At 66.6% G+C, this 14,966-nt stretch carries 12 protein-coding genes; 4 read left to right on the forward strand and 8 right to left on the reverse strand.

All coding sequences use genetic code 11. The annotated features are described in order from the left end of the window. Positions 1 to 1,182 carry a carbohydrate porin gene (locus tag KUV81_RS03670; RefSeq protein ID WP_261389185.1) on the reverse strand — a complete coding sequence of 394 codons (1,182 nt, stop codon included), beginning with the start codon at positions 1,180 to 1,182 and terminating at the stop codon, positions 1 to 3. After that, complete coding sequence (locus KUV81_RS03675) at positions 1,179 to 2,951, reverse strand: D-glutamate deacylase (RefSeq protein ID WP_222542489.1); 1,773 nt, start codon at positions 2,949 to 2,951, stop codon at positions 1,179 to 1,181. The genes KUV81_RS03670 and KUV81_RS03675 overlap by 4 nt, the downstream gene beginning before the upstream one ends. Before the next feature lie 133 nt (positions 2,952 to 3,084). Here KUV81_RS03675 and KUV81_RS03680 point away from each other — a divergent pair, with 133 nt between their 5' ends. After that, entirely contained in the window at positions 3,085 to 3,624 is a 540-nt protein-coding gene (locus tag KUV81_RS03680; protein WP_222542490.1) for a carboxymuconolactone decarboxylase family protein, read from the forward strand. A 15-nt stretch (positions 3,625 to 3,639) separates the two neighbouring features. Here the strand turns inward: KUV81_RS03680 and KUV81_RS03685 are convergent, their stop codons facing one another. From KUV81_RS03685 to KUV81_RS03705, 5 genes are read right to left on the reverse strand one after another with little or no spacing between them, the layout of a single operon-like run. Further along, positions 3,640 to 4,809 (reverse strand): hypothetical protein, encoded by a 1,170-nt coding sequence (locus KUV81_RS03685; RefSeq protein WP_222542491.1) that lies wholly within the window; start codon positions 4,807 to 4,809, stop codon positions 3,640 to 3,642. Then, a complete protein-coding gene (locus KUV81_RS03690; protein ID WP_222542492.1) occupies positions 4,806 to 5,489 on the reverse strand; it encodes an ABC transporter ATP-binding protein in 684 nt (227 codons plus the stop codon). The genes KUV81_RS03685 and KUV81_RS03690 overlap by 4 nt, the downstream gene beginning before the upstream one ends. Positions 5,490 to 5,496: 7 nt before the next feature. After that, a complete protein-coding gene (locus tag KUV81_RS03695) occupies positions 5,497 to 6,729 on the reverse strand; it encodes an ABC transporter permease (protein ID WP_222542493.1) in 1,233 nt (410 codons plus the stop codon). Beyond that, the gene (locus KUV81_RS03700) at positions 6,719 to 7,945 is read right to left on the reverse strand and encodes an ABC transporter permease (protein ID WP_222542494.1); all 1,227 of its coding nucleotides are present in this window, start codon (positions 7,943 to 7,945) and stop codon (positions 6,719 to 6,721) included. Before KUV81_RS03700 ends, KUV81_RS03695 begins: the two co-directional genes overlap by 11 nt. A 10-nt stretch (positions 7,946 to 7,955) precedes the next feature. Next, a complete protein-coding gene (locus KUV81_RS03705) occupies positions 7,956 to 8,699 on the reverse strand; it encodes an outer membrane lipoprotein-sorting protein (RefSeq protein ID WP_222542495.1) in 744 nt (247 codons plus the stop codon). Positions 8,700 to 8,948: 249 nt separating this feature from the next. On the opposite strand from KUV81_RS03705, the gene KUV81_RS03710 reads away from it, so the two are divergent. Beyond that, entirely contained in the window at positions 8,949 to 9,446 is a 498-nt protein-coding gene (locus KUV81_RS03710; protein WP_222542496.1) for an MgtC/SapB family protein, read from the forward strand. Between the two features lie 4 nt (positions 9,447 to 9,450). On the opposite strand, the gene KUV81_RS03715 is transcribed toward KUV81_RS03710, so the two are convergent. Further along, positions 9,451 to 10,107, reverse strand: coding sequence for a CAP domain-containing protein (locus KUV81_RS03715; protein WP_222542497.1), 657 nt, complete (start codon positions 10,105 to 10,107; stop codon positions 9,451 to 9,453). Positions 10,108 to 10,175: 68 nt separating this feature from the next. Here KUV81_RS03715 and KUV81_RS03720 point away from each other — a divergent pair, with 68 nt between their 5' ends. Then, entirely contained in the window at positions 10,176 to 10,967 is a 792-nt protein-coding gene (locus KUV81_RS03720; protein WP_261389186.1) for a cyclase family protein, read from the forward strand. Positions 10,968 to 11,077: 110 nt separating this feature from the next. Further along, complete coding sequence (gene hrpA / locus KUV81_RS03725) at positions 11,078 to 14,950, forward strand: ATP-dependent RNA helicase HrpA (RefSeq protein ID WP_222542498.1); 3,873 nt, start codon at positions 11,078 to 11,080, stop codon at positions 14,948 to 14,950. The last annotated feature ends 16 nt before the right edge of the window (positions 14,951 to 14,966 follow it).

Raw genomic sequence — 14,966 nt, forward strand, 5'->3', positions numbered from 1 at the left:
TCAGTAGAACACCCGCCCCCGCAGGCCGTACATCACCACCGAGCTCTCTCCCGGATTCAGGGCCGGGTTCTGGATGACCTGCAGATCCGGGGTCAGCTCCAGGTAGGGCAGGGGTTTGAACAGGAAGAACAGCTCCCAGGTCCACTGGTCGTCCGCGCCGGGCACCTCGGCCCAGTTGACCGCTGCCCCCAGGGTGCTGCCCTCCACCAGGCCGTAGTAGCCGGTGCCCAGGCTGACCGACTTCTCCGCCAGCGTGCCGGCGTCCTCGCTGAACCCGGCCCGGACAAAGGGCAGCCAGGACCCCAGCTGGGTGGAGGCGGAGAGGTTCAGCCCCCGGCCTTCGTTGGTGCCCTGCATCTCACTTTCATCCGCGTGCCAGAGGCTCAGGTGGACGTTGTTGACGTAGATCTGGCTCTGATCCGAGGTCCAGCCCAGCTCCACACTGGAGAAGTAGCGGTTGTCGGAGAAGAAGGTCTCGACCCCTTTCCAGGGCTCGGTGGGGTCGGACTCCATGTCGGTCAACCCGGCGATGAGAAACCAGTTCTCCCCCAGCATGGTGGCCCCGGCCACCCCCAGGGTGGCGTCCCCGGGCAGGGCCACCGTGGTGGTGCCGGTGCTGAAGGCGAAGTTCATAAAGCCGCTCCAGGGGCTGGCCAGGGCGTAGACGTCGAAGTAGTCGGTGGCGTCGAGAAAGCCCGCCACCAGGGTCGCGCGACCGCCAGAGAGGCGCTGCTTCCAATAGAGGTTGGTCAGCCGGCCCTTCTGATCGCTGAACGGCGGCGTCACCAGTCCCAGGCCCCCCACCCCGAACTCGAAGTCTTTCACCGCGGTGTCGGTGTAGGCGTGGCGGTGTTCCAGTTTCCACACCAGAGAGCCACTGTTGGCCTCCCCCCGGTTGACCAGCGCCCAGCTGCCGTAGAAACGTGCCATGGCACCGGCGGCGTTGTCGTCCGCCCCGGGCAGGCTGTCGCTGGCCCACAGGGCCACGGCGGAGTAATCGAACCCCAGGCTGAGGCCCCGCTGTGCCCAGCGCTCCTTATGGGGCACCGGGTGGCGCTTCTTATCCTCCTCCAGCTGGTTGTCCACCGCATCGGGTCCGCCGAAGCGGGCGTTGCTGTCAGCTTCGGCGGCCATCAAGGGCACGGCGGCCAGCTGCAGCGCCAGGGGCGCAAGACGAATCATGGGTGGGACTCCTCGTGGTCGTGGATGCACTGGAACAGGTGGGCCATCCGGGGATCCTCGTGGGCGAACAGGTGGTGGGGGTCGAAGGGGGTCGGTCGGCGGGCCTGTACATCCGGGTTCAGGGCACTGTCATCCAGATCCAGCGCCGGTGGGTTGGTCTTGATGGTGTAGGTCTCCAGCCAGGCTTCGGCGGAGATGGGCTCGAAGCGGCCGGTCTCCTGCGTGGGGAAGCGGATGGGCTGGCCGGGGTAGAGGTCCGCCTGCACCTGGCTGTCCTTCACCACCCAGACGCCGTTGACCAGCACGTGGGGGATCCCGGTGGAGGGCAGGCCGTTGCTGCCGGTCTTGTAGGTGGCGTGCTCGGTGACCGTGTCGGCATCGAAGATCACGATGTCCGCCACCATCCCCTCCTGCAAACGCCCCCGCTCCTGCATCGCTTTGAGGCCGGTGTCCCCCAGGTGCTTGGCGCTCCAGTAGCTGAGCTGGCTTAGGGTGTGCATCAGCGGCACGCCGTTCTCCCGGGCGATGCGCAGGGTGGCGGCGTGGGTGCCGGCGGCCCGGGGGTGTCCGGCGTAGGCCTCGTAGGGCGCCTCCCACTCCAGTCGGTTGCCCTCCACATCCAGCCCGGGCATGCCGTCCCCGGCCACCACGAAATGTTCCACCTTGGTCCACATCGGCAGCCACTGCTTGCGTGGCGGGCTGTAGGCAATCAGGGTGCGGCCGGGCTCTTCGGACTGGAACTTGAGAAACTCATCCTTGGTGACGAAGCGGTCCAGCTGGGGATCGTAGATGGTCTCCTCGTACTTGTAGCCCATCGCCTGCTCCCAGGTTTCCGGCGCGACGATGCTGGCGCCGTAGTTGCCGGAGCCGGCGATCCAAAGGTAGTAGGTGGCCCAGACGTTGTGCCCCTGGGCCCGGGCCAGGGCCAGCTTCTCCTGGTTCTCCCACCAGCCGTAGTCGTTGTCGTGGTGGATCTGCAGGGGTGCCTTCAGCACCATGGCGTTGATCAGCACCTCGTTGACTCCGGTGGGGGCCTCGGTGGGGGTGGCGGCGCTGGGGTGGAAGCGGTGGTGCACCGCGGTCAGCCGGCCGTAGCGGGCCGCCGCCCGCTGGGCCTCGAGCATCTCGTAGGTGGTGATCCCCTTCTGGGCATAACCGATGGTGGAGCCCACGCCGATGGCGCCCTGGCGCAGCCCCTCATCGAGGATGGCGGTGACCTGGTTGATCTGCTCGACGCTGGAGCGGCTGGTGGACCAGCCGTTCACCCCATCCTCGGCGGCCTGGGCCCGGTAGTCGAAAAAGTAGGGCATGGTGACGTTCGGGCCTTCCAGGGCCAGGCCGTCGTGCACCCGCATGCGGGCAAACTCCTGGCCCACCACGGTGCCGAAGTTGGCCTGGGTGTTGCCCGTGCGGTGGGCGTACCACTGGTCGATGTTGAGCGCCCCCACCTCGAAGTCCATCTGGGTGGTGACCCCGTCCCGCAGGTTGACCTTGATCCCCCAGGGGCCCAGGCCGTGCTGCTCGGTGTCGATAAAGCCCGGGGCCACCACCAGGCCGCTGGCATCGATGGTCTGCGCGCCCTCGATGGGCTGCTCGGTGATAAGGGCGATCCGCCCGTCGCGCACCCCCAGGTTCCGCACCCCATCGAACTGGGTTTCCGGGTCCATCACCCGGCCGTTCAAGATCACCAGGTCGAAGGGCTCGGCAGCGGGAAGGGAAGGGGCGAACAGGGCGCCCAGCAGCAGGGCCGGGCAGAGCAGGCGGGCCATGGGAGATCTCCAGCGAATGGGAAAGCCCTTAAAGAATAGAAGGCTAGAGGGGATTGTCCGGTCGATGAAAGGGGCGGGGCCAGAGTTCGGTCTAGGCTAGGAGTGACTTTCCCTTGGACCACAGGATGACCCCATGACCGACTTCACCCTCTACGATGCCGACACCGCTCCCGAGGCCAGCCGGCCCCTGCTGGCCGCCTCCCAAAAGGCCTTTGGCATGATCCCCAACCTCCACGCCGTGATGGCGGAGTCGCCCCAGCTGCTGGAGGCCTACCAGCGGGTGCACCAGCTGTTTACCGAGTCCGGGCTGGACGCGGCGGAGCTGACCGTGGTGTGGCAGACCATCAACGGCTTCCACCACTGCCACTACTGTCTGCCCGCCCACACCGCCATCGCCCATAGCATGAAGGTGGACAGCGCGGTGATCGAGTCTTTGAAGACGGGTACGGCGCTGCCGGATCCCAAGCTGCAGATCCTGCACGACACCACCCTGGCCCTGGTGCGGGACCGGGGGCAGTTGAGCGAGGCCCAGCAGGCGGCCTTCTTCGCGGCCGGTTATGGCAATCGCCATCTGCTGGCCATCGTGCTGGGGATAAGCCAGAAGGTGATGAGCAACTTCACCAACCACCTGGCCCAGACGCCGGTGGATAAGCCCTTTGAGAAGTTCATCTGAGGCCGAGCGCGGGGCTCAGAAGTTCCAGCGCAGCTGACCGAAAAGCAAGGTGGCGGGGGTGGCGCCGAACAGGCTGTCGCTCGTGCCGTCGAAGCGCTGCACCACCCCCAGCAGCTGCCAGTCGTTGGCCAGGGAGTAGTCGGCGCTCATGCCAACAAACAGCGAGCCGTCGTCGTAGCCGGTGGCGGAGAGGGTGAGCCGGCTCAAGGGGCTCAGCTCAAAGCTGAGATCCCCGTAGCCGGTCCAGCGGGTGAAGCTCAGGGTGCGGGCGGTCAGTGGCAGGTTGAGGTAGGCCAGGGCGCTGTCCGGGTCCTGAGGCGCGCTGATGTAGAGCAGGGCGCCGCGCACCATCCAGTTGCGTCGTCCGCCCAGGCTGTAGTCGCTTTCCAGGGTGGCCACGGTGGCGGAACTCAGCGCCTCCCCCTGCCAGTGGTCGCGGGTGGGGTCGAAATAGCTCAGCTCGCCGCGCACCCCGGCCCCGGCCAGATCTCCGGCAAACCCCAGGCCAACGACGTGGTCCAGCCCCGACTTGCCCAGCAGCAGCTGGCCGTCCCAGCCCCGGTGGTTGAACAGGTAGCGGCCGGCGTAGCTGGTCAGCTCGCTGTCTTTGGCGGGGTTGTAGACCAGGTCCAGCTGGCTGGCGAAGCCCAGGGTACGGCTTATCTGCACCGCGTCGCTGCCGGCGCGCTCCTCGTAGTCGAAGTCGTAGATGGAGTAGGCGTTGAACAGGTCGTTGGGGTTCCAGAGGCTGGCCATGGCCCAGTTGATGCGAAAGCGGCCGCCCTGCAATTGCCAGTCGTTGTCCTGCCAGTGGAGATAGAGGCGGTCGAAGCTGGTGGTGGCCACCAGGCCGTTCTTATCCACCCAGTTGTGGGTCAGGTCCCAGTAGCCGTCGTCTCCGCCCACCAGGGCGCCGTAACCGGGCAGCTCGGCGCTGTCACCGGCCAGCACCCGGTTGCGCATGCCGACGTTCAGCCGCAAGGTGGGGCTGAAGCGGTACTCGAAGTTGAACCGCTGGTGCAGTAGGTGATCCAGGGCGTTGTCGCCCTCATCGGCCAGGGTGCCGGTGGCCATGTACTTGACGTAGCCCCCCAGATCCCAGCTTTTCTGTGGCGCCAGCCCCGGCACCGCCGCCAGGGCGGGGCCGGCCAGGGCCGTCAGCAGTGCCAGCGGCCAACCTCTCACTGGGGACGGTCCTCGGTGATCTGACCATCCTCGATGACGATCACCCGCCGGGCGCGGGTGATCACCCGGGGATCGTGGGTGGAGAAGAGGAAGGTGATCCCCTCCTTCTCGTTGAGCTGCTGCATGATGTCCATCAGCTCGGCGGTGCTCCGGGCGTCCAGGTTGGCGGTGGGCTCATCCGCCATCACGAAGCGGGGACGGGGGGCCAGGGCCCGGGCCACCGCCACCCGCTGCTGCTGACCGCCGGAGAGCTTGGCCGGCACCTTGTTGAGCTGATCCCCAAGCCCCACCTGGGTCAGCAGTTCGGTGGCCCGGGCCCGACACGCTTTCTCGCTGTGGCCCTGCAGCTGCATCACAAACTCGACGTTCTCCAGTGCCGTCAGCACCGGCAGCAGGCTGTAGTCCTGGAAGATGAACCCCACGTTGTCCCGGCGAAAGGCGATCATCTGGTGGGGGGTGAGATCGCTCAACCGATCGCCGTCGATGGTGATCTGCCCCTCGCTGGGGGTGTCGATGCCGCCCAGCAGGTTCAGCAGGGTGGTTTTGCCGGAGCCGGAGGGACCCATGATGGCGACAAACTCCCCCTGCTCGATGGTCAGGCTCAACCGGCGCACCGCGTGAACCGGGAACTCGGAGTCGGGGTTGTAAATCTTGCTGAGGTTTTCAATCGCGATGGTCATGGGTTGCTCAGAGTTTGTGGGCCATGGCGTCCACCGGACGCTGCTTGAGGATTTGCCGGGCCGGGTAGAGGGCCGCCAGCACGCTGGCCGCCAGTACCGTCAGTAACATCATGGCGTAATCGGCGGTGCGGACGCTGGGGTAGAGCTGGGTGTCGGCGCCGAAGGCCCCCAGCCCCTCCGCCCAGCTGCCCAGGGGGATCCCGGTCACCGACAGGGCGGCCATCAGCCCCAGGCAGGCCAGCACGCCAATCAGGCCGCCACACAGCCCGAGCAGGCCGCTCTCCAGCAACAGCAGGGTGAAGATCCGCCCTTTGGTCATCCCCACCGCCATCAGCACGCCAAACTCCCGGGTGCGCTCGAACACCGACATCAGCATCACGTTGACGATGCCAAAGCTCATGGCCAGCACGTAGATCCCGAGGATAATGGCGTTGCTGGTGCCCATCTGGCCGAGGATGGCCGCCAGCATGGGCTGCACGGTGCGCCAGTCCCGGACGCGGTTGGCCGGGTCGCTGAGCCGGCTCAGGCGCGCCTTCAGGGCCTCGGTGGCGGCCTGGCTCTGGTAGTCGCCGTCGGTAGTGACCACGGCAATCTCATGGTAGCCCTCGATGCCCGCCAGGGCGGTGAGATCCGAGCGGCGAACAAAGAGGTGGCCGTCGTCGTAAGCGGAGGAGGGGCTTTGGAACAGGCCGCGCACCCGAAAGGCGGCGCCGGTGACCTCACCCTCGGCATCGGTGAAGGTCAGCACCACCTTGGAGCCCAGGCGCAGCTTGAGCCGCTGGGCGGTCTTGGTGGAGAGCACCACCGGGTTGCGGCCGTTCTCATCCAGCCACTGCCCCTCGGTGAGGCGCCGGGCCACCGGGGTGACTGCCGCCTCCGCGGCCGGGTCCACTCCGGTGATCCGCACCCCCCGGGTGCTGCGCGCCGAGGCCACCATGCCATCGGCGACAAAGCGGGCGGACCAGGCCAGCACCGCCTCGTCGTGGGAGAGGGCATCCAGCAGGGGGGCAGGGTCGACGATGATGTCCTTGATGTCCGGGTGGGTCAGGTAGGTACGGTTGTGGATCTGCAGGTGGCTGGTCTGCCAGGCGATGGCGTTCTGGATCATGTTGCCGTAGAGGCCGTTGACGAAGCCAATCAGGGTGACCACCCCCATCAGGCCAAACACCATGGCCCCCAGCATGATGGCGGTGCGCAGCCGGTTGCGCCACAGGTTGCGCCAGGCGAGTCTAACCAGCATGGGCGCCCCCCTTGAGTGCACTGACCAGCTCCAGCCGGGCCACCCGCCACAGGGGGTAGATAAGGCACAGGGCCAGCAGGCCCAGCACCACCAGAACTTGGTCGATAAAGAGCGCCGGTTCAATCAGCGCCGGGATCATCGGGTCCCAGCCCATCTGGCGGATCATCTCGCCGGTCTCCCCCCCCAGGGTGATGGGGTGGTGGTAGAGCCAGAGCAGGATGGGCAGGGCGATGGCCAGGCCCAGCAGGGTGCCCAGCACGGCGATAAAGGCCGACTCGATCACCAAAAGGGCCACCAGTTTGGTGCGCACCAGCCCGGTGGCCAGCATGACGCCAAACTCCCGTTGGCGCTCCAGGGTCATCATCAGCAAGGTGGCGAACAGGCCAAACCCCACCACGCCGTAGAGCAGGGCGATCATAAAGTAGCCCCCGGCGCGGTCCAGCTGGATCTGCTGGGCCATCTCCGGGGCCAGGCTGGTCCAGTCCCGCACCCGCTGCTTGGGGTAGTGGCCCGCCAGGGCGGCCTCCACCTCGGGCAGGGCGGAGAGCCGGTCGGTGTGCAGCACCCAGGCGCTCAGCTGCTCTCCGGTGCTGTAGAGAGCCTGGGCCTGGGCCAGGGGCAGGTAGACCAGCTGGTTGTCGATCCCCGGCATGGGGAAGCGCAGCAGGCCGCGGATGGGGAAGAGGCCGGCGGCGGTCTGGCCCCGGTAGCCCTGACCGTAAAGCACCAACTCATCCCCCACCGACAGCTGCAAAAAGCGGGCAAGCCCTTCACCGATAAGCACGCCGGTGTCGTCATCCTCCAGGTAGCGCCCCTCGACCACCTTGTCGGCCACCTTGGCATACTCGGCCTCCAGGCTTGGGATCGCCCCCATCACCATGGCCCCCTTGGAGCGCTCGGCCCCCGCCGCCAGGGCGAAGGACTCCAGGCGCGGCAGCACCCAGCTGACGTGGGGCTGGGCCCGGGCCGGGGCGATAAAGAGCGCATCGCCGGGCACCAGGTCGTCGATGCTGTGGCTGTCGCCAAACTCCGGGTGCTGAACCTGGATAAGGCCGGTGGCGAAGCGGGCGGCGTTGTCGATGTTGTTGGCGTAGCTGCCCTCCTGGATGCTGCGGGTCAGCAGGGAGAGCACCAGGGCCAAAGCCAGCGCCGAGGCGGTCAGCAGGGTGCGGCGTTTTTGTCGCCACAGGTTGCGCCAGGCCAGTTTCACCAGCATCGATTGGGCCTCAATCCCGCAGCGCTTTCATCTGCGACTGGGAGAAGAAGGCGTCGTCGATGGCGAAATCAAACTGGGCCGAGTGGGTGAGGATCTCCGTTTTCTGCCCCGGCTTGTCCGCCGGGATCATCTCCATGCGGGTGGCCACGGCGCGGCCGCCCAGTTCACGAACGTCGTAGGTTTTAAGGGTGTTCACCAGCTCGTCGAACTCGTCGTAGAAGGCCACCTGGCGCTGCAGGTAGCTCTCCTGGCTTATCCACAGCCGAACCTTGCTCCACACCACCGGGGCGTCCGGCTTGGCGAGGGCGTCGATCACCCAGGTGGCCTCGTTGTCGTAGGGCTCCTGGCCCACCAGCTGGTGGGTGTAGTCCACCACGATGGAGGACTGGTTGATGAGATCGTCGTTGGTGAAGTCCGAGCCCATCCAGGACTGGCCCAGCATGGAGGGGGCGATTTTGATCACCCGCTCGATGCCGGGGATCCAGTTCCACATCTCCCGCTGACGCTTGAGGGAGGCGCTGCCCTTGTCCCGGGCCGGGGCGGTCACCAGCACCAGCGAGAGCTCCTGCCCCTTGGTCCAGCTTTTCATGCTCATGCTGCGGGTCCACTCCGGCCGGACGATGTTCATGGTCATCTCGCTGTAGCTGGACTCGCCGCGCATCTGTTGGTCGGATAGGTGGACGATTTCGCTGGGATCCAGACTGGCGGCGTTGGCCAGGGGGGTGAGCAGCAGGGCGAGCAGGGCGGCGGTCATGGACGGTCCTTGGGTTGGCGGCGCTGTCCTCCCCAGCATACTGAGCCCCGGCGGTGCAGTTCAAGCCTGCAAGGGGCGAAATGCCTCCCGGTATCAGCAAGAAAAAAACACTGTATTCCAGCCAGTTAGCCCAACGGCTTTGGGCCTGACTCCAAGCGGCAAAATAGTGATTGGCAAGGGGGGCACTTGGGCTTAAAGTGGCGCGCCCCCGGCGCGGGCCGGGCCCTATTTTTCTTCGGAGGAAGCATTGTGAACGCGTGGTGGTCTATCGCGCCTTTTGACTGGGTCGACGTCGGTGCGGCCCTGTTGTGTGGGTTTTTGGTGGGGCTGGAGCGCCAGCTGCGGGGCAAGCCCGTGGGGATCCGCACCTCCACCCTGATTGTTCTGGGCACCCACCTGTTTATCGTCGCCGCCGGCACCCTCAACAGCGAGATGACCGACGGTTCGCGGATCATCGGTCAGGTGGTCACCGGGGTGGGCTTTCTCGGCGCCGGGGTGATGCTCGCCAAGGACGGCATCGTGGTGGGGGTGACCTCCGCCGCGGCGATCTGGGCCCTGGCGGGGATTGGCGTTTGCCTGTCCGTGGTGGGGCCGGGTGTGGCGGTAAAGTTGTCGCTGGTGGTGGTGGCCATCCTCTACGGCGTCGATGCCCTGGAGCACACCTCCACCCGGCTGACCCGGGGGGTGCACAACCGCTACTACGAGCTGAAACGGCGCATGCGCGGCGAGGCGCTGGGGGGAGAGTGAGCCCTTAAGGGGCGTCGTAGAACTCGGCGGCGAAGTTCTGTACGCAGAGGCCACCGTAGAGCGGGTGGGGGCCAAAGGCGATCCCCACCAGGGTATAGCCGGCTTCCATGATGGTGTGGCGGTGGCCCCGGTCCGCCACACCGTCGTCGATGATGAGCGCCATCACCACGAAGCGGCCCACTTGGACGTCGCCATCCCCGTAGAAGAGGTTTTCGCCGGCCACCCCTTCCCAGCGGCCGAAGCGCTCGATCCGGTCCGCCGGGGTGGAGCCGTCCTGGCCGATGTGGCCGATCCGCCCCTGTTTGGCCTGCTCCTTGCGGTAGGCCCGGGCGGCCAGGGTCAGGCCGTAGGAGGGGGTCAGGGCCGGCACCGGCTGGGCCGCTTTCATGGCGTCGATCGCCTCCTCCAGCGCTTGCACCCCCTCCTGGGTCTCCACCACCTGCACCACTCCGGGCTTTCGGGTGCGCCAGGGGGGCTCGACGATTTCGGTGCCCCGAAAATGGGCCCGCATCGGCTCCAGCACCTCGCGGGCGTAGCGCTGGGGCTCGGTGCGGGCGAAGTTCAGTTCCGACAGCACCTGGGCCTCGATGGGGCTCAGGCTCAGGGATTGGCCCAGCGCCGGTAGGGTCACCAGCAGGGCCAGCAGCAGGACGATTCTCATTCACCAAGCTTAGCGCCTGGGGGCGGGGCTACACTCTAAGCGCACTCCCCACCCAATCAGGAGGCCCCATGGTGCGCGCAACCTTGATGATCGGCTTGGCTTTTCTGCTGCTGGCCCCGGTACGGGCCGAGGACCCCTGGCGGGGCCGCTGGGTGGATCTCACCCACAACTTCTCCGCCCAGGCCATCTACTGGCCCACCGCCGACAGCTTCGAGAAGACCACGGTGTTCGACGGCGTCACCGACAAGGGGTTTTACTACTCCGCCTTTAACTTTCGCGCCGCGGAGCACGGTGGCACCCACATCGACGCGCCGGTGCACTTTGCCAAGGGGCGGCGGGGGGTGGCGGACATCCCCCTGGAGCAGCTGATCGGTCCCGGGGTGGTGATCCGCATCGCCAACCGGCTGGGTGAGAGCCGCAACTACCAGATCACCGTCGAGGACCTGACCCGCTGGGAGGCCCAGAACGGTCCGCTGCCCAAGGGGGCCATTGTGCTGTTCGACTCCGGCTCCTCGGCCCTGTGGCCGGACAAGCGGCGCTATATGGGCACCGCCGAGCGGGGTGAGGCGGCGGTGGCCAAGCTGGCCTTCCCCGGCATCCACCCCGAGCTGGCCCGTTACCTGATTGAGCAGCGGCAGATCCGGGCGGTGGGGATCGACACCCCCAGCATCGACTACGGCGCCTCCACCCTGTTTGAAACCCATCGCCTGCTGTTTGAGAAGAACGTGCCGGGCTTCGAGAACGTGGCCAACCTGGCAGAGCTGCCGGAGCGTGGCTTCCAGGTGATCGCCCTGCCGATGAAGATCGCCGGCGGCAGCGGGGCGCCGCTGAGGATCATCGCCTTTGTGCCAGGGGGTTAGCGGCAAGATAGCGGCCCGGCCATCGTCACCGGCCGGGGGAAAACCGGTAGCCCGGCGGGGCGGGGGTTTGGTAGGATCCCCCGCTTAGCAAAACCAGTCAGGATCCCCCGTTGAGTCACGCCAACCCCTTCGCCCCGGAACACCTCGCCCTTTGCATGCAGGCGGACGCCGCCGCCATCCGCCGACGCCTGTCGGGGATGAAACGAGTCCAGGACAAGGCCAAAAAAGCCCAGATCACCGAGCAGCTCACCGAACTGGTGGGCCGAAGCCAGGCCCGGGTGGCCCTGCGGGCGCAGAACGCCCCCAAGGTGCGCTATCCGGACCTGCCGGTCTCGGACAAGCGGGAGGCCATCGCCGAGGCGATCGCCAACCACCAGGTGGTGATCGTGGCGGGGGAGACCGGCTCGGGCAAAACCACTCAGCTGCCTAAGATCTGCCTGGAGCTGGGTCGCGGCCAGCGGGGCCTTATCGGCCACACCCAGCCCCGACGCCTGGCGGCCCGGGCGGTGGCCACCCGGGTGGCCCAGGAGCTGGAGTCGCCCTTGGGCCAGCACGTGGGGTTCAAGGTGCGCTTTGCCGATCAGAGCTCGCCGGACAGCTACGTCAAGCTGATGACCGACGGGATCCTGTTGGCGGAGATCCAGCACGACCGCTGGCTGGACCAATACGACACCCTGATCATCGATGAGGCCCACGAGCGCAGCCTCAACATCGACTTCATCCTCGGTTACCTGAAGCAGCTGCTGCCCAAGCGTCCGGATCTGAAGATCATCATCACCTCCGCCACCATCGACGTGGCGCGCTTCTCTCACCACTTCGATGCCGCCCCCATCATCGAGGTCTCCGGCCGCACCTTCCCGGTGGAGCAGCGCTACCTGCCCCTGGTGCAGGAGGAGGGGCCGGACCTGGATCCGATGGAGGGGATCTTCGCCGCAGTGGACGAACTGTGCGACGAGGGCCCAGGGGACATCCTCATCTTTATGAACGGCGAGCGGGAGATCCGCGACGCGGCGGACGCCCTCAATCGCCGTAACCTGCGGGACACCGAGATCCTGCCCCTCTATGCCCGGCTCTCCCACGCCGAGCAGGCGCGGATCTTCGCCCCCCATGGCGGGCGGCGCATCGTGCTGGCCACCAACGTGGCGGAGACCTCGTTGACGGTGCCGGGGATCAAGTACGTGATTGACCCGGGCACCGCCCGCATCAGCCGCTACAGCTACCGTACCAAGGTGCAGCGCCTGCCCATCGAGCCCATCTCCCAGGCCAGCGCCAACCAGCGTGCCGGCCGTTGTGGCCGGGTCAGCGAGGGGATCTGCATCCGCCTCTACAGCCAGGAGGACTTCGAGTCCCGGCCGGAGTTCACCGATCCGGAGATCCTGCGCACCAACCTGGGCTCGGTGATCTTGCAGATGCTGGCCCTGGGGCTGGGGGACATCGCCGCCTTCCCCTTTATCCAGCCGCCGGATCACCGCCACATCAAGGACGGCATGACCCTGCTCGAAGAGCTGGCGGCCATCACGGTGCACAAGGGCGTGCCCAAGATGAGCCCCCTGGGGCGCAAACTGGCCCGCTTGCCCATCGATCCGCGCCTGGCGCGCATGGTGATCGAGGCCCAGAAGCAGGGCTGCGTCCACGAGGTGATGGTGATCGCCGCGGCCCTCTCCATCCAGGACCCGCGGGAGCGGCCGGTGGATCGTCAGCAGGCGGCGGACGAGAAGCACAGCCGCTTTGTCGACAAAAGCTCCGATTTCCTCGCCTTTTTGAACCTCTGGGATCACCTCAAGGCCCAGCAGAAGGCCCTGTCCGGCAACCAGTTCCGCCGTTTGTGCAAAAGCGAGTTTCTCAACTACCTGCGGGTGCGGGAGTGGCAGGATCTCTACTCCCAGCTGCGCCAGAGCCTCAGCGATCTGGACATCCGGCTGACCCTGGGGGAGCGGGCCGGTGACGATCAGATCCACCGGGCGCTGCTGGCCGGGCTGCTCTCCCACATCGGCATGAAGGAGGCGGAGGGCCACTTCAAAGGCGCCCGCAACACCAAGTTCTACGTCTTCCCCGGCTCCAAGCTGGCCAAGAAACCGCCCAAATGGGTGATGGCGGCGGAGCTGACCGAAACCAGCCGCCTGTTCGCCCGCACCGTGGCCAAGTTCGACCCGGACTGGGTGGAGGCCCTGGCGGAACACCTGGTCAAGCGCAGCCACAGCGAGCCCCACTGGGAGAAGAAACCCGGCTCCGTGGTGGCCTACGAGCAGGTCAGCCTCTACGGCGTGGTGGTGGTGCCCAAGCGCAAGGTGCAGTACGGCCCGGTGAACGCCGTCGAGGCGCGGGAGATCTTCCTGCGCGAGGCCTTGGTGGCCGGCGAGCTGGGGCTCAATGAAAGCTTCCTCAAGAAGAACCTGGCGCTCATCGACGAGGTGCAGGATCTGGAGCACAAGTCCCGCCGCCGGGACATCCTGGTGGACGAGCAGACCCTCTACGCCTTTTATGATGAACGGGTGCCGGAAGGGATCTACACCCGCCAGCGCTTCCAGGGCTGGTGGAGCCAACAGCGGCGCCAGACCCTGGATCTGCTGGACCTGGCCAAGTCGGACCTGATGAAGCGCGACGCCGACCACGTCGGTGAGCAGGACTACCCGGATTTCTGGACCCAGGACGGCATCACCTTGCCCCTCTCCTACCAGTTTGAGCCCAGCGCCGAGGACGACGGCGTCTCGCTGCACCTGCCCATCGCGCTGCTCAACCAGGTGGAGCCCGAGGGCTTCGATTACCTGGTGCCGGGGCTGCGCCACGAGCTGCTGGTCGCCCTCATCAAGACCCTGCCCAAGCCCCTGCGCCGCAACTTTGTGCCGGCCCCCAACTACGCCGGTGCGGCGCTGGAGACCATCACCCCCTTCGAGATGCCGCTGCTCGAGGCCCTGTGCAAGCAGCTGTTGCGGATGACCGGCACCCGGGTGACCCCGGAGGACTTTGACCTGAGTGCCCTGGACCGCCACCTGACCTTCAACTTCAAGGTGGAGGACGACAAGGGCAAGCTCATCGCCCAGGGCCGGGACCTGCTGGCCCTCAAGGCCCAACTGAAAGGCCAGATGAAGCAGGTGATCGCCAAGGTCGCCGACAGCGGCATCGAACGCTCGGGGCTGACCGACTGGACCCTGGGGGACTTGCCCAAGAGCTACGAGCAGAAGCGGGGGGCCTACGCGGTCAAGGCCTACCCGGCACTGGTGGACGAGGGGGAAAGCGTGGCGGTCAAGCTGTTCGACGCCGAGGACAAGGCCGCGGCCGCCAACCGCGCCGGCCTGCGCAAGCTGCTGCTCATCAATGTCCCCAGTCCGGTGAAATACCTGCAGCAGAAACTGCCCAACAAGGCCAAGCTGGCGATGTACTTCAACCCCTTCGGCCGGGTGGACCTGCTGATCGGCGACTGCATCGACGCCGGCATCGATAAGATCCTCACCGAGCATGGGCTGTCGGTGTCCGACAAGGCGGGCTTCGAGGCCGCCCGGGAGGTGGTGCGGGCAGAGCTCAACGACACCGTGGTGGCCATCGCCGCCCAGGTGGAGCGGGTGCTGACCCTCTGGGGCACCATCCGCAAGAAGCTCAAGGGTAAGATCAGCCTGGAGATCGCCTTCGCCATGTCGGACATTCAGGCCCAATTGGACCGCCTGGTGTACAAGGGTTTCGTGGCGGACACCGGCTGGGATCGCCTGGAGGACCTGGGTCGCTACCTCAAGGGCGTCGAGCGGCGCCTGGAGAAGCTGCCGGTGGATCCCCACAGGGACAAGCTGCACCTGCTCAAGGTGCAGAAGGTGGAGCAGGCCTACCAGGCGGCGCTCAACAAGGTGCCCAAGGGTCAGTCGGTGCCAGAGCCGCTCAAAGCGGTGCGCTGGCTGCTGGAGGAGTACCGGATCTCCTGCTTTGCCCAGGCGCTTGGCACCAAGGTGCCCATCTCCGATAAACGCATTCTCAATGCCCTGAACGAACTGTGAGCCCAAAAGACGCACT

The sequence above is a fragment of the Ferrimonas balearica genome, from assembly GCF_019802085.1.
GTDB lineage: Bacteria > Pseudomonadota > Gammaproteobacteria > Enterobacterales > Shewanellaceae > Ferrimonas > Ferrimonas balearica_B.